Source organism: Methylosinus trichosporium OB3b, from assembly GCF_002752655.1.
In the GTDB taxonomy this organism is placed as follows: Bacteria; Pseudomonadota; Alphaproteobacteria; order Rhizobiales; family Beijerinckiaceae; genus Methylosinus; species Methylosinus trichosporium.
In genome coordinates this window covers 4390282-4409693 of sequence record NZ_CP023737.1, presented here as the reverse complement: position 1 = coordinate 4409693, position 19412 = coordinate 4390282, and the positions used below count along the sequence as shown (strand labels likewise).

Here is a 19412-nt window from a genome sequence, read left to right as displayed (position 1 = left end):
ATCCGCTCGATAGTTGTTTTTACAGCAAAATTCAACTCTAGCGTGTTCTCACTCGACCTCGAACCAGCCGGCGAGGCCGGCCGCCTCATGCTCCAGAATATCATCGTGGACGGCCCATTTGCCGGGGCTGTCGGCGATGAAGGCGATATGCTTGGTCTTGCCCGGAGGAACCACCACGCCATTGCGCCAATAGGGCTCCCAGCCGTCGTCGAGATCGTGCAGCAGCCGCGCCGCATGGCCGTGCACATGCATGACCACGGCGGAATCGGCGCGGTTCACGAAGCCGAAGGTGATGGGCGTTCCCCGCTTCACCTTCAGCAGCGCCGGCCCCTCATAGGCCTTGCTCGGCGCGCCATTGATGGACCAGCGTCCGCCCGGCGCCTTGGGCGGCTCCAGCACGAGGTCGAGCTTCTTTGCCGTCTCCAGCCGGATCGCAGGCGGCAGCAGCGGATTTTGCCGCGCCGCGACGATGGGTCCGCGCGCCGGCGCCGCCGGGCCTTTCGAGACGAAGGCCACGAGCTCGCGGTCCGGCTCGGCGAGGCTGCGCAGGATCAGCCGGCAGCGCGCCCCCTCCTCACGCGGAAGGTCGAACATCAGCTCGAAACGCGCGCCGGGCGCCGCCGGAATGGTGCGCCGCACCGGCTCGAACGCGTCGCAGGGCTGGCTGTCGACCGCCACCACGAAGGGCTGGGCGTTGTCGAACGCGATGAACATAATGCGGGCGTTGGCGAGATTGGCGAGGCGCAGCCGCACGCGCGCGCCGGGCGAGAACTCGCGAATCGAGGGCGCCGGCTTGCCGTCGACGGCGACGATCGGGCCGATCCGCCCCTGCCCCGCGGCCGCCGCATGGGCGTCGAAATCGCCCTCGACCTTACCGTCCTTGTCGAGCCGCCAGTCGTCGAGCGCCATCACCAGATCGACATCGGCCTCCGGCGGCTCCGGCTCGTCGACGACGAGAAGGCCCTTCAGCCCGCGCGCCATCAGCTCCGGAGTCGATCCGAACACCGAGGGGCGGTAGCAGAAGAGGCCCGCATCCGCGGCCTTGCGCCGGTAGAGGAACTCGCCGCCGGGCGGGACCGCGCTCTGGACGAGCGGGGCGACGCCATCCATGGCGTTGTCGCCGCGCATGCCCTGCCAATGCAGGCTCAGCGGCTTCTCCAGCCGGTTGAAGAGACGCACGGCGAGCTCGTCGCCCTGCCGCAGCCGCAGCAACGGCCCCGGCGACCAGCCGTCGAAGCCCCAGACATCGGTCGGGGCGGCCGGCTCGGGCAGCAGGCGCAGGAGGCCCGCCCGCGCCTCGAGGGTCCGCACTCCCGGCGCCTGCGCGCGCGCCTCGAGCGCGACGAGAGTCGCGGCGACCCCGCCGAGGAAGGATCGGCGGGAGCAGGCGATCGGCATGGGAAAACCTCGGGAAGCAAAAGGACGACGGCGACACAATAGCGAGCCGGCGATTGCGATCAACCGCGGGCGAGGCCTCCCGACGGGTCTTCCCTTCCCGGCGCCGCGTCTCGGCTCCCGCGATGACATTTTCTTTAGCGACGACGGCGGGCCGTGCTATAGAGCGCGCGCCCGAGCCGAGGCGGCGCGCGCGGCTCCCGGGCCGCCCTCGTCCGGCGGCGGCGAGGATGCGGTTTCGTTCGAGCGTTCGGGCCCTTCGCGCTTTTCGCGCGCGGGGCTACGGCGCATTGGGCCGCGGGCGTGGCGGAACTGGTAGACGCGCCGGATTTAGGTTCCGGTGACGCAAGTCGTGGGGGTTCGACTCCCTCCGCCCGCACCAGCCCCCGCATCCGCGCATCTATTGGATTTTTCCGGCGGCGCCGGCTGAGGTCGCGATTCGAGAAGGCGAGACGAGATGGAAGTGACGCAGACCCTCGCAGAGGGCTTGAAACATGAGTTCAGGGTGGTGCTGCCGGTCGAGGAGCTCGCCGCCAAGCTCGAGGCGCAGCTCTCCGAGCTGCGCAGCAAGGCGCAGATCAAGGGCTTTCGTCCCGGAAAGGCGCCGAGCTCCTATCTCAAGAAGATCTACGGCAAGGGCATCATGAGCGAGGTCCTGCAGGAGGCCGTCAACGAGGCCAATCGCAAGATCGTCGAGGATCACGGCCTGCGCGTCGCGCTCGAGCCCAAGCTCGATTTGCCCGTCGACCAGACCCTGATCGAGAAGGCGCTCGAGGCCGAGGGCGATTTCGCCTATTCCGTCGCCTTCGAGGTGCTGCCGAAATTCGAGGTCGGCGGCTTCGACGACATCTCGATCGAGCGGCCCGTCGCCGAGGTCAAGGACGAGGATGTCGCGAAATCGATCGACCAGCTGGCCGAGCGCATCCGCGAGTTCGAGGAGAAGGCCGGCGAAGGCGTGACCGCCGCCAAGGGCGACCGCGTCACCATCGACTTCACCGGCAAGCTCGACGGCGAGGCCTTCGAGGGCGGCGGCGGCGACGCCATCGACCTCGTGCTCGGCTCGGGCTCCTTCATTCCCGGCTTCGAGGAGCAGCTCGAGGGCGCCGGCGTCGGCGAGCAGCGGGTCGTGAAGGTCAAGTTCCCGGACGATTATTCCGCGCCCAATCTCGCCGGCAAGGACGCCGAGTTCGATGTGACGGTGAAGGCGGTCGCGGCGCCCAAGGAGCTGCCGATCGACGACGCCTTCGCCGCCAAATATAATTTCGAGACTCTCGCCGCGCTGCAGGCCGCCGTGCGCGCCAATCTCGAGGCCGATTACGAGAAGGCCTCGCGCGCCAAGCTGAAGCGCTCGCTGCTCGACGCGCTAGACAAGCGCTTCTCCTTCGATCTTCCGGAAGGTCTCGTCGAGCAGGAGTTCACGACGATCTGGGGTCAGCTCGACGCCGAGCGCCAGCGCAGCGGCAAGAGCTTCGAGGACGAGGGCACCACCGAGGAGGCGGCGCGCGGCGAATATCGTCGCATCGCCGAGCGCCGGGTTCGGCTCGGACTGGTGCTGGCCGAGATCGGCCAGGGCGCCGGCGTGACCGTCGAGGACAAGGATGTGACCGACGCTCTCGTCGAGCGCGTGCGCATGTTCCCCGGCCGCGAGAAGGAGGTCTGGGATTTTTATCGCAACAATCCGCAGGCCCTCGCCCAGATTCGCGCCCCGCTCTACGAAGAGCGCGTGGTCGATCATCTGGTGACCAAGATTGGCGTAACCGACAAGCCGGTAACGCGCGAGGAGCTGATGGCCGAGGACGAGGACGACGAGCTGGCGCGTCCGGCGGTGTGACGGCGCGGGCGCCGCGCGCGAGCCCTCCCGAGCCCCTCACCTCTCCCTGCGACGGGGAGAGGGGGCGGCCGGCGCCGTGAAATTTCCCCGGCCGGACGGGGCTCTTCCAGCAAAAGCCGCGGCGCCTTCGCCTCCCTCCCCGCTCGCGGGGAGAGGTGAGGTGAGGGGCCCGGCGGGTGGACGAAATCGAGACGTCGCGCGCCCCACTCCGCGAGCCGGCGAGCAGCCTCCGGCCGTCTTCCGTGGTTTGCCGCTGGACGCGCTGCGGCAATATGCTACCAACAGCCCAAAGGCGGCCGGCGTTCCCGGCCGCGCGCCCCGGGCCGCCGTCTCCGCAACGCGAGGCGCGGCCGCCTTCGGGGCGAGGCGAGGCAAGTCGACGAAAGGCGCGAGAGAAATGCGTGATCCACTAGAGGTCTACAACCAATATCTGATCCCTCAGGTGATCGAGAACACGAGCCGCGGCGAGCGCGGATTCGACATTTATTCGCGCCTGCTGCGCGAGCGAATCATCTTTCTGACCGGCCAGGTCGAGGACCATATGGCCTCGGTGATCATCGCCCAGCTGCTGTTTCTCGAAGCCGAGAACCCCAAGCGCGAGATCTTCCTCTACATCAACTCGCCGGGCGGCGTCGTCACCTCCGGCCTCGCCATCTACGACACGATGCAATACATCCGTCCGAAGGTCGCGACCTTGTGCATCGGACAGGCGGCGTCCATGGGCTCGCTGCTGCTCTGCGCCGGCGAGGCCGGGCAGCGCTTCGCCCTGCCCAACGCCCGCATCATGGTGCACCAGCCCTCCGGCGGCTTCCAGGGCCAGGCGTCGGACATCCTCCGCCACGCCGAGGACATCATGAAGATCAAGAAGCGGCTGAACGAGATCTATGTCCGGCACACGGGCCGCGACTATGAGACGATCGAGAAGACGCTCGATCGCGATCACTTCATGTCGGCGGAAGAAGCGAAGGACTTCGGCATCGTGGATCATGTTCAGGTGAACCGTCCCGAAGAGCAGTCCGAAACCAAGAACTAAGAAAACACCCGCGCGCGCCCCCCGGCGAACGGGGCGGCGCGCCGTCGGGCTCGTATCGGGGCGCGCATGTTTCGTAAGATCCTCATCGCCAATCGTGGCGAAATCGCTTGTCGCATCATCAAGACCGCCCGGCGCATGGGCATCGCCACAGTGGCCGTCTATTCGGACGCGGACGCGGACGCGCTGCATGTGGAGATGGCCGACGAGGCCATTCATCTCGGCCCCCCGCCCGCCGCGCAATCCTATCTCCTGATCGACAAGATCATCGCCGCCTGCAAGGCGACCGGGGCCGAGGCCGTGCATCCGGGCTATGGCTTCCTCTCCGAGCGCGCCGCATTCGCCACCGCGCTGAAAGAGGCGGGGATCGTCTTCATCGGCCCCAATCCGCGCGCCATCGAGGCGATGGGCGACAAGATCGAATCGAAGAAATTCGCCTCCGCAGCCAAGGTCAATGTCGTTCCGGGCCATCTCGGCGTCATCGAGAACGGCGAGGAGGCGGTGCGCATCGCCGATGCGATCGGTTATCCGGTCATGCTGAAGGCTTCGGCCGGCGGCGGCGGCAAGGGCATGCGCGTCGCCTACAAGGCCGACGAAGTGGTCGAGGGCTTCACCCGCGCACGTTCGGAGGCGGCGTCCTCCTTCGGCGACGATCGCGTCTTCATCGAGAAATTCATCGTCAATCCGCGCCACATCGAAATTCAGGTGCTCGGCGACAAGCACGGCAATGTGATCCACCTCAATGAGCGCGAGTGCTCGATCCAGCGCCGCAATCAGAAGGTGATCGAGGAGGCCCCCTCCCCGCTGCTCGACGAGGAGACACGCGCCGCCATGGGCGCGCAGGCCGTCGCCCTCGCCAAAGCGGTCGATTATGATTCGGCCGGCACGGTCGAGTTCGTCGCGGGCCAGGACAAGAGCTTCTACTTCCTCGAGATGAACACGCGCCTGCAGGTCGAGCATCCGGTGACGGAGCTGATCACCGGCATCGATCTCGTCGAGCAGATGATTCGCGTCGCCGCCGGCGAGCCGCTGTCGCTGCGGCAGGAGGATGTGAAGATCCACGGCTGGGCGGTCGAGAGCCGCATCTACGCCGAGGACCCGACCCGCAACTTCCTGCCCTCCATCGGCCGCCTCGTGAAATATCGCCCGCCGGAGGAGAAGCGCGAAGGCGCGGTCACCGTGCGCAACGACACCGGCGTCGCCGAAGGCCGCGAGATCTCGATCCATTATGATCCGATGATCGCCAAGCTGGTGACGCATGGCCCCGACCGCCTCACCGCGATCGACGCGCAGTCGAGCGCGCTCGACCGTTTCGTCATCGACGGCATTCGCCACAACATCCCGTTCCTCGCCTCGCTGATGCAGCATGAGCGCTGGCGTAAGGGACGTCTCTCCACCGGCTTCATCGCCGAGGAATATGCCGGCGGCTTCGCCGCGCCCGAGCCGGACGGCGAGTTCGCCCATGTGCTCGCCACAGTCGCCGCGCTCGTCGATCACATCGGCAATCAGCGCAAGCGGCAAATCACCGGACAGCTCGCCCATGGCCGGCCGCTCGAATTCGAGAGCAGCCGCGTCTGCGTGCTCGGCGACAGCCATTTCCCGGTGACGCTCGACACCCAGGGCGAAGCGCTGATCGTGCATTTCGCCGACGAGGAGAATGGTCGCACGCGGCGCATCTCCTCGCATTGGCGGCCCGGCGATCCCGTGCTCGAGGGCGCGATCGACGGCGTGACCGTCTATGTGCAGGTGCGGCCGATCCTCAACGGCTTCTCGCTCGCCCATCAGGGCGTCGCGGTCGATGCGCGCGTGTTCACCAAGCGCGAGGCCGAGCTGCACGCGCTGATGCCGAAGAAGACCAATGTCGGCGCCTCCAAGCATCTGCTCTGCCCCATGCCCGGCCTCGTCAAGACGGTCGATGTCGTCGAGGGGCAAGAAGTGAAGGCCGGCGAACCCCTGTGCATGGTCGAGGCGATGAAGATGGAGAATGTGCTGCGCGCCGAGCGCGACGTGACCATCAAGAAGATCGTCGCCAAGCCCGGCGACAGCCTCGCCGTCGACGCGGTGATCATGGAGTTCGCGGAATAGCGGGCCGCTCGGCGAGCTCGCGAGTTCGAGACGCCGCGCGCCCTCCCGGGCCCCTCACCTCACCTCTCCCCGCCAGCGCACGGCTGTCCGGGGAAAAGTCGATCGAGCGCGGGCGCATGCCTGGTACTTCCGAGGGTTTCGGGGTATTTTCCGGTTGTCGAGACTGGAAAATAGAGGACCAAGCATGCGCTTTCAGAATAGCGTTTTTGTCGACTTGCTCAAGCCGATCGATCGTCGCGCCTTCGCCGGCATCGTCGCGCGCCACAAGGGCGACGCCTACGACAAATCGTTCAAGAGCTGGGATCACCTCGTCGTGTTGATCTGCGCCCAGCTCGCCGGCGCGACCAGCCTGCGCGCCCTCGAGACCGCCTTCAACGCCAATGGCGGATTCCATTATCACCTCGGCTCCCGCCGGCTCGCCCGCTCCACCCTCGCCGAAGCCAACGCACGCCGGCCCGTCGGCGTCTTCGCCGATCTGTTCGCGCGCCTCTCCTGCGAACTCGACCGCAGAACCCGGCGCGACGGCGCAGAACTCCTGCGCCTCATCGATTCGACCCCCATTCCTCTGAGCAAGTTCCATGACTTCGCCCGCTCGAACGGCCGCATCCACGGCATGAAGATGCACGTCGTCTACGATCCCGGGATCGATCGCCCCTTCTGCGTCGAGGTCACGCCCGCCAATGTCAATGATGTCGAAATCGGCAAGAAGACGCCGATCGAGGCCGGCGCGACCTATGTCTTCGACAAGGGTTATTACGATTTCAAATGGTGGAGGAGTATCCACGAGGCCGGAGCTCTCTTCGTCTCGCGTCCCAAGAGCAACACCCGTCTCGCCGACGTCGCGGAGCGGGAGATGCCGCAAACGCGCGGCGAAGGTTACACCGTGCTCAGGGATTGCGAGGTCGAGCTCGCCAGCAAGGGCGACTCGAAGCTGCGAATGCGGCTGCGTCGCCTTCATATTCGACGCGACGCGCTGAAGGACGGCAAGCCGCAGGAGATCGTCATGATCACCAACGACATGACGCGTTCGGCGGTCGAGATCGCCGCGCTCTACAAGGCGCGCTGGGCCATAGAGCTGCTGTTCCGCTGGATCAAGCAGCATCTCAACATCCGCAAGTTTCTCGGCGAAAACGAGAACGCCGTGCGGCTGCAGCTGATCGCGGCGATGATCGCTTTCGTGCTGCTGCGCATCGCCGCCCACCGCCATGACGTCGACTTGCCGTGCCTGCGGTTTGCGGAACTCGCCGGCAGGTTCCTTTTCACGCGACGGCCGATCAGTCGACTTGATCGGCCGCCGTCCAAATATCAGGCCGCCCGGCGGCTGGCGTCCCCCAGGCAGCTGGTTCTGAACTATGCCTGATTTCCCCGGACAGCCGTGCCGCCAGCGGGGAGAGGTGGCGTCCGACGCCTTTGGAACTCTCGCACGCTTCGGACAGAGGCGCGTCACTTCCCGGACAGCTGCGGCAGATTGGCGAAGAACTCGAGCGCTTCGGGATTGGACAGCGCGCCGACATTCTTCACTGGCCGCCCATGCACAATCTCCTTCACCGCGAGCTCGACCAGCTTGCCCGAGCGCGTATGCGGAAGATCCGGCGCCGCGACGATCACCGACGGCACATGCCGCGGCGACGCCTTGTCGAACAGCTCGCGCTTGATCCGCGCCGTCAACGCATCGTCGAGCGTCGCGCCCTCGCGCGTCTTAACGAACAGCACGATGCGCGTCGTGCCCTCCCATTCCTGATCGATGGCGAGCGATTCCAGAACCTCCGGCAGACGCTCGACGATATTGTAGATATCCGCCGTGCCGATGCGCACGCCCTGCGGATTGAGCGTCGCGTCCGAGCGCCCGTGGATGAGAAAGCCCTTGTGCTCGGTCTCGGTGGCGAAATCGCCGTGCCGCCAAATTCCCGCATAGTCGGAAAAATACGCCTTGCGATATTTCTCGCCGTCGGCGTCGTTCCAGAAATAGATCGGCATCGACGGAAAGGGCTGCGTGCAGACGAGCTCGCCCTCATGGCCGATGATGCGCTTCCTCTCCTCTTCCCACACCTCGACCGCCATGCCGAGGCCGGCGCATTGAATCTCGCCGCGATAGACGGCGCCCCACGGATTGCCGCCGACGAAGCAGGAGACGATGTCGGTGCCGCCGCTGATCGAGGCGAGCTGCACATCCTCCTTCACATCGCGATACACATAATCGAAGCTGTCGGGCAGAAGCGGCGAGCCGGTCGAGGCGATGGTGCGCACGGCGGCAAGATCATGGCTCTCGCGCGGCTTCAAACCCGTCTTCTCGATCTGCTTCAGATAGCCGGCGGACGTGCCGAAGAAGGTCGCCTTCTCCTTGGCGACGAAATCGAGCAGAATCGCGCCATCCTTGCCGGCATTGAAGAAACCGTCATAGAGCAGCAATGTCGCTTCGCTGGCGAGGCCGCTCGCCAGCCAGTTCCACATCATCCAGCCGGTCGAGGTCGCATAGAAGAAGCGATCGCTCGGCTTGATGTCGCTCTGCAGCCGATGCTCCTTCAAATGCTGCAGCAGCGTGCCGCCGGCGCCATGCACGATGCACTTCGGCGCGCCGGTCGTGCCGGAGGAGAACATGATGTAGAGCGGATGGTCGAATGGCAGGCGCTCATAGCGCAGCGTCGCACCTTCATGCGCGGCGAGCGCCTGCGGCCAAAGCTCGGCGTTTGCGAGCCCGTCCAACGAAGGCGCATCGCTCGTATAAGGCACGAGCAGGATTTTCTGAACGCTCGGCAGCTGGCCGGCGATCTCGCGAATATTGTCGGCGCGATCGAGCGTCTTGCCCTTGTAGAAATAGCCGTCCACCGCGATGAGAATGCGCGGCGCGATCTGGCCGAAGCGATCGAGCACGCTGGCGACGCCGAATTCCGGCGCGCAGGAGGACCACACGGCGCCGAGCGAGGAGGCGGCGAGCATGCCGATGATCGCCTCCGGCCCATTGTGGATATAGGCGGCGATGCGGTCGCCGGGCTCGACGCCCTGCGCGCGAAAGAACGCCGCGAGCGCCCCCGCCTGCCGCTCGATCTCGCCGAAGGAAAGCCGCCGCTCCACCTTGTCCTCGCCCCAAAAGACGATCGCTTCCGCATCGGCCGGCCGCGGGCGCAATAAATTCTCGGCGAAATTGATCCGCGCATCCGGGAACCAGCGCGCGCCGGGCATTTTGTCGGCGTCGATCAGAACGCGCTCGCCCTTGTCGCCGAGAACGCCGCAGAAGTCCCATACCGCCGACCAGAACTGCGGCGAATGATCGAGGCTCCAGCGATAGAGCCCGTCATAGTCGAAGCTCTCGGCGAAGCCCTGCGTCGCCTCCGTGGAGCGTGCGAAGGCCGTGAGCGTGGCGTTGTTGCGGCGATCGAGATCGGGCTTCCAGATCGGCATCGACTAGTCCTTCCGGCGCGGCGTGAAGCGTCTCTCATAGAAGCTCCCAAATTCGCGCGATAGGGGATCGTTCCGGCTATTTTGAGCCGCGGCCGCGCAGGCGGACAAGCTCGGCTTTCGAGCGTCGGCGCCGCTATCTTGGGCGCCTCCGGCGGTTCATTCGGATTTTGTTCATCTGTGGCGGAGCATTCTCACCCGCGTCCCTCGGGACCCATCGCGAAGGAGATCGCAATGACGAAGAAATTGATCGCCGCTCTCGCCCTCGGCTTCGCCGTGGCCATGGCCCCGCTCGCCGCCTCGGCGCATCCGTCGCGTCACCGGCACCATCATCATCACCACCATCATCATCATCACCACCACCACCATCACCATCACTGATGGCGCGCCCCCGCCGCGCGCCTCGGGCGCCGGCGGGGGCTCGATGGTCGGGCCATCGACAAGCCTGCGGTCCCGTCAATTCGAGGCGCCTGCAGAGCGAGCCTGAAGGCTCGCGGTCCAGAGGCTGCATTTGGACCGCGAGCCTTCCGGCTCGCTCTCGACAGGCTGCGCCCCAATGACGACCTGCGATTATCTGCTCTGCGGGCTGCGATTGCGCAGCGGCCTTCCGCTGCCGGAGCTGGCGCCCTGGCCCGGCGAGGCGAGTGGCGAGGCCGATGTCGTCGTCCTGCGCGCGCCGGTAGCCGAGCCGACGGCTCTGACCCCGAGCGTCGGGCGCTGGCGCATCGACGCGAACGGCGCCGCCGTGCTGCGCCTCGCCCGCGCGCGCATTCGCGTGTCCGGCGGCCGGCTCGTCGAGATCGACGCGCGTGACGGGCCCGGCGACGGCTGGCGCGTGTTTCTCCTCGGCTCGGCGCTCGGCGCGCTATTCCACCAGCGTGGGCTGTTGCCGCTGCACGCCGCCAGCCTGCGCCTCGACGCCGCGGCCATCGCCATCGCCGCGCCTTCCGGAGCCGGCAAATCAACCCTCTCCTCGGCGCTGGCGCGGCGCGGCGCCATGCTGCTCTCCGACGATCTCACCGTGCTGCGTTTCGACGCGGACGGCGCCGCGCAGATTCTCCCCGCCTTCCCGCGGCTGCGATTGCGCCGGGATTCGGCCGAGGCGCAAGGTCTCGAAATCGAAGGACGGCGGCGTGTCGCGGGACTCGACAAATATGATCTCGGCTCGGCTCTAGACTTCGACGCCGCGCCGCGCCGGCTCGACGCCGTGCTGATCCTGCGCCTCGGCGCCGAGCCGAAGCTGCGCCGCCTCTCCAAGCTCGAGGCGCTGCCGGCGCTGTGGAACAATGTGTTTCGCCGCCGCTTGGGCATGCTCCTCGCTGGCGGCGACGCATTCGCGCGGGCCGCGGCGCTGGCGCGCGCGACGCCCGTCTATGAATTCGCGCGCCCAAAGGATTTTCGCGCGCTCGACGCCGACGCCGCGCTGATCGAGGAGCGCTTCGCGGCGGGCGCGCCGGGGTGAGCGTCGGTCGTGCGTTTCCTTGCCTGGTCATATACACGCATGTGGCACCGAATTCGACGCAGTGCCCTTCATGTATCGCATCTACTGCGAGAGGGGTGGGAAACGTCAAACTCCTACTGCCACCCCGGCTGAGCCAGGGAACTCTCACTTCATTTAGCAAATGGCGGCGCAGAAATCATGTCGCCTCCATGAGATTGGCGCGATCATAGCTACGAATTGTCGCTTTGAGCCTGTCGGCGTGAATGAAAATATCATCCAAGCTCTCGATTCGAACACGCTCCTCGTTTTTTTCCTGGTCGAAAAGACCGATATATTTTACGGATCTGTTGAAATGCAGCCGACAAATCGGCTTTCGGTTGTTGTCGTCCAAAAGAATCGCACAATACGTTTTCGAATCGCGCATTGCGATTCGGTCGACCTTGATTACCTCTCGCAATATTGCGCGGACGATCTGATAACCGTCGATTTCTTCTTGCGTCGTGACGATCTCGTCCGGCTCGACCACCTGGGAAGGAGCTTCCGTCGTCGACTCCGAGCGCGCAGCCTGCGTCGAATCGTCGATTGCCGATGTGAGACGCTGGTTGACCAGTTCCCGAACCGTGTCTTTCATCGCTTTTTGAACGAGCGGGCCGAATTTCGCCAACACGTTTGCGGTCAGCTTTCCCTCATACACGCGCGCAATCAACATCCGCGTGACTTCTTCCGATGGTGATTCGATCTCGCTATTGATCTCCCGCGTCAGCAGTGATCCATATTTGAGGTCGCTCGCCGTTCCCAAAATCGTCGTCTCGTCGAAACTCGTAACCGTAAATTTCTTCAGCTCCTCAATTTGAGCCGAGCGGTAATTAAGGATATCAAACTCGAAAAACGGCTTGGAGTCCATTTTATTCTTATTGTCGAGATCAGTGAAAAACCAGTACTTTATTCCATTCGTAAGAATGCTGAACCGCGCCTCGACGACAGAAAAATATCGGAACAACTGCGACATGTGCTGGGCCGACAGCGATTCCCGGCAAGGCTTGCATTCGATGAGCATGGCGACCTTACCGTTGATCTTGATGGCATAGTCGACCTTCTCACCCTTTTTCACGCCCACGTCTGCGGTGAATTCGGGCACCACCTCATGCGGGTTGAACACGTCATAGCCGAGCGCGCTGATGAAGGGCATGATGAACGCGTTTTTTGTCGCCTCTTCGGTCTCAATGGAGTCTTTTTGCTTGGAAATACGCTCCGAGAGCGCGGCGATCTTATCGGCAAAGTCCATGAGGAATACCCCAGCGTAAAGGTTTCGAACCCAGCTGGCGTAATCTTAACTTAAAGAAATCGCCCTGCAAGCGCCAGATCGCGTCACTCCCACTCGATCGTCCCCGGTGGCTTGCTGGTCACATCATAAACAACGCGGTTCACGCCGCGCACCTCGTTGATGATGCGCGTCGCCGCCCGGCCCAGAAAACCCATGTCGAAGGCATAGAAATCCGCCGTCATGCCGTCGGTGCTCGTCACCGCGCGCAGCGCGCAGACGTGGTCGTAGCTGCGGCCGTCGCCCATCACCCCCACCGTGCGCACCGGCAGCAGCACGGCAAAAGCCTGCCAGATCTCGTCATAGAGGCCGGCCTTGCGGATCTCGTCGAGATAGATCGCATCCGCCTTGCGCAAAATCTCCAGCTTCTCAGGCGTGATCGCGCCCGGGCAGCGGATCGCGAGGCCGGGGCCGGGGAAAGGATGACGGCCGACGAAGGCCTCGGGCAGGCCGAGCTCGCGGCCGAGCGCGCGCACCTCGTCCTTGAACAATTCGCGCAGGGGCTCGACGAGCTGCATGTTCATGCGCTCGGGCAGGCCGCCGACATTGTGATGCGATTTGATCGTCACCGACGGGCCGCCGGAGAAGGACACGCTCTCGATCACATCCGGATAGAGCGTGCCCTGCGCGAGGAACTGCGGCGCGCCGCGTCCGTCGGCGGCGATTCTTTTCGCTTCTTCTTCGAATGTCTCGATGAACAGGCGCCCGATCGTCTTGCGCTTGACCTCCGGATCCTCGACGCCACTGAGCGCGGAGAGGAACATCTCCTGCGCCTCCACATGCACGAGCGGGATGTTGTAATGATCGCGGAAGAGGCTCACCACCTCCTCCGCTTCACCCGCGCGCAAAAGGCCGTGATCGACGAAGACGCAGGTGAGCGCGTCGCCGATCGCCTCGTGGATCAGCACCGCCGCCACCGCCGAATCGACGCCGCCCGAGAGGCCGCACAGCACGCGGCCGGCGCCGACCTGCCGGCGCACGGCGTCGATCGCCTCGCCGCGAAACGCCGCCATGGTCCAATCGGATTTCAGCCCGGCGACATTGTGCACGAAGTTGGAGATCAGTTTCGCGCCGTCCGGCGTATGCGCCACCTCGAGATGGAACTGCACGCCATAATAGCGCCGCGCCTCGTCGGCGATCGCCGCCATGGGCGCATTCTCGGAGGCGGCGATGGCGCGAAAGCCCTCGGGCAGGCGGGTCACGCGGTCGCCATGGCTCATCCACACGGGATGGCGGCCGCCCTTCTCCCAGACGCCGGCGAACAGCGGACTCTCCTCGATGACGCCGATCTCGGCGCGGCCGAACTCGCGATGATGGCCGCCCTCGACGGCGCCGCCGAGCTGGGCCGCCAGCAATTGCTCGCCATAGCAGATGGCGAGCACCGGCACGCCCGCGTCGAAGATGCTCTGCGGCGCGCGCGGCGAGCCTTCGTCCGTCACCGAGCACGGGCCGCCGGAGAGGATCACCGCCTTGGGGCGGATCTCGGTGAAGGCGCGCTCGGCGCTCTGAAACGGCGCGATCTCGCAATAGACGCCGGCCTCGCGCACGCGGCGCGCGATCAGCTGCGTGACCTGCGAGCCGAAATCGACGATCAGCAGCTTATCGTGGCGATCGGCGATGTCTTGGTGGAAGCTTGCGGTCATTGCGGTTCTTTCATCGGAAGACGAAGCGGGACCGGCGCTGCGGCGACGCGGCCTCGTTCTGACTAACTCTCAGGGTCGGTCCGGGGCAAGACAACGGCGCCGGCAGCCCCCTCTCCCCGCTTGCGGGGAGAGGAGGCGGTCGGCGCCGCGCCCATCACATAGCGGAGCCTCACCCTCTCCTCATCACGCACACAAAAAACCCATCCGTGCCGCTCACGCGCGGGGTCAGGCGCAGCCCGAGGCCGAGGGACGAAGCGAAGCGCGCGAGCTCCGGCAACTGCGCCGCGGCGGCCGCCTCCTCGGCCGGAACGGCGGCGAAGCCGCTGTGCTCGGCGAGAAAGGCCGCGATCTGCGCCTCATTCTCGTCGCGCAGCAGCGAGCAGGTCACATAGACGAGACGCCCGCCCGGCCGCACATAGAGCGGCGCCTTCGCGAGCAGCTCGCGCTGCTCCTCGAGCCGCGCGGCCAGCGCGCCGGGAGCGAGGCGCCATTTGGCGTCCGGATGGCGCCGCCAGGTCCCGGTTCCGGTGCAGGGCGCGTCGATCAGCACGAGGTCGCAGCGCGCTTCGAGATCAGCGAGCATGTCGGCGCCGCCGCGCGGCGCGCGCACCTGCACATTGCGGGCGCCGGCGCGCTCCAGCCGCGGATAGATCGGCGTCAGCCGGCGGCCGTCGTCGTCGAAGGCGTAGATCTGCCCGCGATTATGCATCTGCCCCGCGAGCGCCAGCGTCTTGCCGCCGCCGCCCGCGCAATAATCGAGGACCTGCTCGCCGGGCTCCGCGGCGCAGAGCAACGCGGCGAGCTGCGAGCCCTCGTCCTGCGGCTCCACATGGCCTTTCACGAACGCGGGCTCGGCGGCGAGAGCCGGGCCGCGGCCGGAGGGCCCCGCCGGCAGGCGCAGGCCGAGCGGCGACAAGGGCGTCGGCTCGGGATGAAGATGCGCGAGCCGGCGCATCGCGTCCTCGCGCGAGGACTTCAGAATATTGGCCCGCAAATCCAGCGGCGCCCGCGCGGCGAGCGCCCGGCCCTCCTCCTCCGCCGCATCGCCGAAGGCTTCGGCGAAGCGCTCGGCCAGCCATTCGGGATAATCGCCGCGCACATGCGCCGGCGCGTCCGCGAGCGTCGCATTGGCGAGGCGCTCGCGCTCCTCCTCGGAAAGCGGGGCCGGGGCATGGCCCTCGCCGCTGCACAGCGCGGCGATCGCCTCACCTGCGAGCCCGCGCGCCTCGCGCAGCGCGCCGAGCATCACCGCGCGAGGCGTCTCCTCGCCCATCACATGAGCGGCGGAGGCGCGCTTGCGCAGCGCATCGAAGACGAGGCCGGCGATCGCGGCGCGGTCCTTGGAGCCGGCGAATCGATGCGAAAGGCCCCAATCCTTGATCGCGTCGGCGGCCGGCCGGCGGCGGGCCGAAAGCTCGGCGAGGATCTCTATGGCGGCGGAGATATGGGCGGCGGGCGTCATCGCCCGGATTTAAGGACTTGCGCCGGCGGACGCCAGCGCAAAGCCGAAACGGACGCTTTTATTGCATTGGAAAACAAAATGTCTCCAAACTGCCGCAAAGCTCAGCTCGCGGCCACATTCCAGCCGCAAAACCCGCGCTCAAGTCGAAGCATGCCGCAGGAGGCTGCGGCCGTTCGACAACCTTTCCAGGGACTTCCGAAGATGCGTGCTCTCCGTCCGCTCGCCGCAATCATGCTCGCGCTGTCGCTCGCCGCCTGCGCCGCTCAGCAGCAGACCGATCTCACCCCGCCGCCGAAGCGGGCTCTCGACGCCAAGACTCAGCTCGAGTCCGGCCACCAGTGACAAAGAGAGCGCGCCCACGAAGGCGCGCCCTCCAACTCCGTCTCGCGCTCCGCGGCGGCGAGCGTCACTTGGAAGCGACGAGGCCGACCGTTCCGTCCACATCGGTCCCGTTGCCGAACACCTTGTTGTCGCCGAAGCTCTTCACGGTGGAAGAGGTGACATTGTGGATGCCGGTTCCATTGCCCGAGGCGACCGAGCGGGCGAGATACATCTTGCTCGACGCGTCGCCCGAGGCGCGGAAGCCGTCGATGGCGTTGTTGCTGGCGATGCTGTCGGAGATCATCGCGGTCGCGCCCGGCGACACGAGGATTCCGGCGAAGCCGTTGTCGTTGGTCGTCGTATGATCCACCGACGCAAGCACGCTGGCGCCGGAGCCCGGGACGAACTCGATGCCGAAATTGCCGTTGTCTGACGAGATCGTGTTCGAGATCGTCGCCGAGACGGCGCCGCTGGCCGGCGAGATCGAGATGCCGTCCGCGCCGAAGCGGCGAACCGTGCAATCGACGATATTGACCGCCTTGGCGGCGACGACGGTGACGCCGCGCGTGCCGACGCCGCGGCCGTTGATCTCGAGTCCACGCAAGCTGACGACCGCCGTGGCGTTGTTGATGGTGATCGCCGTGCCCGCCGCCGACATCAGAATGCCCGCGCCCGGAACGCCGGTGATGGTCACCGATTTGTTGATCGACGTGAAGCCGTAATGGGCCGGATCGAGCGTCTTGATCTCGCCATTGGCGTTGGTCTGCGACAGCGCGAAAGTGAAGGTGCGGCAAGGCGTGGCCGGCGAGGCGCAGGTTCCCGCGTCGGTTCCCTTTCCAGAGACGAAGGTGACCGCCGAGCCGGCCATGGCCGGAGCGACGCCGAGAGCAGCGAGAACGAGCGCGCCGACGGCGGCCGAAGCGAAGATGTTGCGCATTGTTTCCCCCAAAAACTGCGGAGCGCCTTCGCTCCAGTGAGGGAACCATAGCCGAATCCCCGGCCGTGGTTGTGCTGTGGCGCACAGAGCGGCGAGATCTCCGGAGCGCGACCCTGCAGGCGCGGGATCGCGAAGGAGCAGATCAACGAAACGGCTCAATCAATGTCGAACTTCGGCGGGGCGCGATGCGTCGCGTGGATGCGGCGGACCGTGCCGGTCGAAGAGCGGTAGACCAGGGTCTCCGTCTCCACCACGCCCCGGTCGAAGCGCACGCCCGCCAGCAGCGGACCGCTGGTCACGCCGGTCGCGCACACCACCACATCGCCGCAGGCCAGTTCCTCCAGCGCATATTTCTTCTTCGGGTCCTCGACTCCCATGCCCGCCGCGCGCGTCACCTTGGCGGCGCTGTCGAGCACGAGCCGACCCTGCATCTGTCCGCCGACGCAGCGCAGCACCCCCGCCGCCAGCACGCCCTCCGGCGCGCCCCCGGAGCCGAGATACATGTCGACGCCGGTCTCCGCCGGCTGCGCGGTGACGATCACCCCCGCCACATCGCCGTCGCCGATGAGCCGCACCCGCGCGCCCGCCTCGCGGCATTGGGCGATGAGCTGCGCATGACGCGGCCGGTCGAGAATGCAGATGGTGATCTCGCGCGGCGAGACGCCTTTCGCCTGCGCGAGCGCCGCGATGTTGGCGGCGGGCGGCGCGTCGAGATCGACGACGTCTTTCGGATAGCCGGGGCCGACGGCGATCTTGTCCATATAGACGTCCGGCGCATAGAGCAGCGAGCCGGTCGCGGCCATGGCGACGATGGAGATCGCGCCCGGCATGTCCTTGGCGCAGAGGGTCGAGCCCTCGAGCGGCGCGACCGCGAGATCGACCGCGGGCCCGGCGCCGGCGCCGACCTGCTCGCCGATATAGAGCATCGGCGCGGCGTCGCGCTCGCCCTCGCCGATCACCACGCGGCCACGGATAGCGAGCCGATCCAGCTCGCTGCGCATGGCGTCGACGGCGGCCTGATCGGCGGCCATCTCGTCGCCGCGGCCGCGCCATTGCGCCGCCGCCACCGCCGCGCGCTCGGTGACGCGCGCGAGCTCCAGGGTGAGATTGCGGTCGAGGCCTTTTCCATCCGCCGACGGTATTCGGTTCATGTCGAACGCCCCTGCTTCGGCTGACGAAGGGCGAGCCTTCGAGGCTCGCTCGTTCACTCGCGCTCGATGCGAATGACCTGCGCCGGCTCGGCGATGGTTCCATCCGCGAGAATCGCGTCGAGCGCCTCGCGCACCATGAGCTCGGTGGTCGCATGAGTGATGAGGATCACGCCGACCGGCGCCTCGGCGCTGCGCCCGGCCGCGCGCGCGCCATGCTGCATGATGCTCTCGAGCGAGATTTTGCGCTCGGCCATGCGGGTGGCGATGGCGGCGAAAGCGCCCGGCACGTCGGGCACAGAGAGGCGGATGTAATAGCCGCCCTCGTGGCGCTGCACGGGCGTGCGCTCGCACGGACGCAGGCTCGCGCTCGGCAGGCCGAAGGGCGCCGAGCGCACGCCGCGGGCGATGTCGGCGATATCGGCGACGACGGCGGAAGCGGTGGCGTCGCCGCCGGCCCCGGGACCGACCAGGGTCAGCTCATGCACGGCGTCGGCGTCGATGGTGACGGCGTTGGTCACGCCCATCACCTGGGCGATGGAGGTGGTCTTGCGCACCATGGTCGGATGCACGCGCTGCTCTATGCCCTGCGCGGTGCGCTGAGCGACGCCGAGCAGCTTGATGCGGAAGCCGAGCTCGGCGGCGGCGTCGATATCGGCGAGCGTCACATGCTCTATGCCCTCGATGTCGACGGCCTCGGGCGCGATGCGCGTGCCGAAGGCGAGCGAAGCGAGGATGGCGAGCTTATGCGCCGTATCGAAGCCGCCGATGTCGAAGGTCGGATCGGCCTCGGCATAGCCGAGACGCTGCGCCTCCGTCAGGCAATCGGAGAAGGAGAGCCGCTCCAGCTCCATGCGCGAGAGAATATAGTTGCAGGTGCCGTTGAGCACGCCATAGACGCGCTCGATCGAATTGCCGGCGAGCCCTTCCCGCAGCGTCTTGACGATCGGAATGCCGCCGGCGACCGAGGCCTCGAAGGCGAGCGCCGCATGTTTTTCCTCCGCCAGCGCGGCGAGCTCCGCGCCATGGGCGGCGAGCAGCGCCTTATTGGCGGTGACGACGGATCGGCCATGCGCGAGCGCGGTCTCGACGCTCTTGCGCGCGGCGCCCTCGGCCCCGCCGATCAGCTCGACGAAGAGGTCGATGGATTGGGAGGCGGCGAGCGCCGCCGGATCGTCGAAGAAGGCGGCGCCAGAGAGATCGACCCCGCGGTCCTTGGCCTTGTCGCGCGACGAGACGCCGACGAGCCTGATCTCGCGGCCGGTTCGCGCCGCGAGCGCCTCCCGCTGCCGCTGCAGGAGCCGCACCACCGAAGCGCCGACCGTGCCGAGGCCGGCGACGCCGACACGCAGAATATCCGCCATATGAGTTACGTCCGCTGAAGTTCGTCCGCGACGAGGCT

15 protein-coding genes and 1 tRNA gene are annotated in these 19412 nt (G+C 66.5%); 8 read left to right on the top strand and 8 right to left on the bottom strand.

Going from position 1 to position 19412, the window contains the following annotated elements; genetic code table 11:
* Positions 1-48: 48 nt before the first annotated feature.
* Complete coding sequence (locus tag CQW49_RS20900) at positions 49-1398, bottom strand: multicopper oxidase family protein (RefSeq protein WP_003611420.1); 1350 nt, start codon at positions 1396-1398, stop codon at positions 49-51.
* A gap of 294 nt (positions 1399-1692) precedes the next feature.
* On the opposite strand from CQW49_RS20900, the gene CQW49_RS20895 reads away from it, so the two are divergent.
* The 5 genes from CQW49_RS20895 (at position 1693) to CQW49_RS20875 (ending at position 7701) form a co-directional block, all read left to right on the top strand.
* Positions 1693-1777 (top strand) — tRNA-Leu (locus CQW49_RS20895).
* 75 nt (positions 1778-1852) lie between these two features.
* A complete protein-coding gene (gene tig / locus CQW49_RS20890) occupies positions 1853-3226 on the top strand; it encodes a trigger factor (protein ID WP_003611421.1) in 1374 nt (457 codons plus the stop codon).
* Positions 3227-3623: 397 nt separating this feature from the next.
* The gene (locus CQW49_RS20885) at positions 3624-4259 is read left to right on the top strand and encodes an ATP-dependent Clp protease proteolytic subunit (RefSeq protein ID WP_003611422.1); all 636 of its coding nucleotides are present in this window, start codon (positions 3624-3626) and stop codon (positions 4257-4259) included.
* Between the two features lie 66 nt (positions 4260-4325).
* Positions 4326-6341 carry an acetyl-CoA carboxylase biotin carboxylase subunit gene (locus CQW49_RS20880; protein ID WP_003611423.1) on the top strand — a complete coding sequence of 672 codons (2016 nt, stop codon included), beginning with the start codon at positions 4326-4328 and terminating at the stop codon, positions 6339-6341.
* Between the two features lie 184 nt (positions 6342-6525).
* Positions 6526-7701 carry an IS4 family transposase gene (locus CQW49_RS20875; RefSeq protein ID WP_003611424.1) on the top strand — a complete coding sequence of 392 codons (1176 nt, stop codon included), beginning with the start codon at positions 6526-6528 and terminating at the stop codon, positions 7699-7701.
* Positions 7702-7784: 83 nt separating this feature from the next.
* On the opposite strand, the gene CQW49_RS20870 is transcribed toward CQW49_RS20875, so the two are convergent.
* Positions 7785-9740, bottom strand: coding sequence for an acetoacetate--CoA ligase (locus tag CQW49_RS20870; protein ID WP_003611425.1), 1956 nt, complete (start codon positions 9738-9740; stop codon positions 7785-7787).
* 231 nt (positions 9741-9971) lie between these two features.
* Here CQW49_RS20870 and CQW49_RS24815 point away from each other — a divergent pair, with 231 nt between their 5' ends.
* Both CQW49_RS24815 and CQW49_RS20860 read left to right on the top strand, forming a co-directional pair.
* Positions 9972-10118 (top strand): hypothetical protein, encoded by a 147-nt coding sequence (locus CQW49_RS24815; RefSeq protein ID WP_155931228.1) that lies wholly within the window; start codon positions 9972-9974, stop codon positions 10116-10118.
* Positions 10119-10293: 175 nt separating this feature from the next.
* Positions 10294-11199 (top strand): hypothetical protein, encoded by a 906-nt coding sequence (locus CQW49_RS20860; protein WP_003611426.1) that lies wholly within the window; start codon positions 10294-10296, stop codon positions 11197-11199.
* Between the two features lie 175 nt (positions 11200-11374).
* On the opposite strand, the gene CQW49_RS20855 is transcribed toward CQW49_RS20860, so the two are convergent.
* The 3 genes from CQW49_RS20855 to CQW49_RS20845 form a co-directional block, all read right to left on the bottom strand.
* The gene (locus tag CQW49_RS20855) at positions 11375-12463 is read right to left on the bottom strand and encodes a type I restriction endonuclease (RefSeq protein ID WP_003611427.1); all 1089 of its coding nucleotides are present in this window, start codon (positions 12461-12463) and stop codon (positions 11375-11377) included.
* 83 nt (positions 12464-12546) lie between these two features.
* Positions 12547-14142: a glutamine-hydrolyzing GMP synthase gene (gene guaA, locus CQW49_RS20850; RefSeq protein WP_003611428.1), complete on the bottom strand. Its 1596-nt coding sequence runs from the start codon at positions 14140-14142 to the stop codon at positions 12547-12549.
* 169 nt (positions 14143-14311) lie between these two features.
* On the bottom strand, positions 14312-15604 hold the full coding sequence (locus tag CQW49_RS20845) for an RsmB/NOP family class I SAM-dependent RNA methyltransferase (protein WP_003611429.1): 1293 nt from the start codon (positions 15602-15604) through the stop codon (positions 14312-14314).
* A 201-nt stretch (positions 15605-15805) separates the two neighbouring features.
* On the opposite strand from CQW49_RS20845, the gene CQW49_RS25195 reads away from it, so the two are divergent.
* Entirely contained in the window at positions 15806-15946 is a 141-nt protein-coding gene (locus tag CQW49_RS25195) for a hypothetical protein (RefSeq protein ID WP_003611431.1), read from the top strand.
* Between the two features lie 64 nt (positions 15947-16010).
* On the opposite strand, the gene CQW49_RS20840 is transcribed toward CQW49_RS25195, so the two are convergent.
* The 3 genes from CQW49_RS20840 to CQW49_RS20830 all read right to left on the bottom strand — a co-directional run bounded on the left by CQW49_RS20840 (position 16011) and on the right by CQW49_RS20830 (position 19374).
* A complete protein-coding gene (locus tag CQW49_RS20840; protein ID WP_003611433.1) occupies positions 16011-16862 on the bottom strand; it encodes a right-handed parallel beta-helix repeat-containing protein in 852 nt (283 codons plus the stop codon).
* Positions 16863-17017: 155 nt separating this feature from the next.
* The gene (glpX, locus tag CQW49_RS20835; RefSeq protein WP_003611435.1) at positions 17018-18013 is read right to left on the bottom strand and encodes a class II fructose-bisphosphatase; all 996 of its coding nucleotides are present in this window, start codon (positions 18011-18013) and stop codon (positions 17018-17020) included.
* A 53-nt stretch (positions 18014-18066) separates the two neighbouring features.
* Entirely contained in the window at positions 18067-19374 is a 1308-nt protein-coding gene (locus CQW49_RS20830; protein WP_003611437.1) for a homoserine dehydrogenase, read from the bottom strand.
* Positions 19375-19412: the final 38 nt, after the last annotated feature.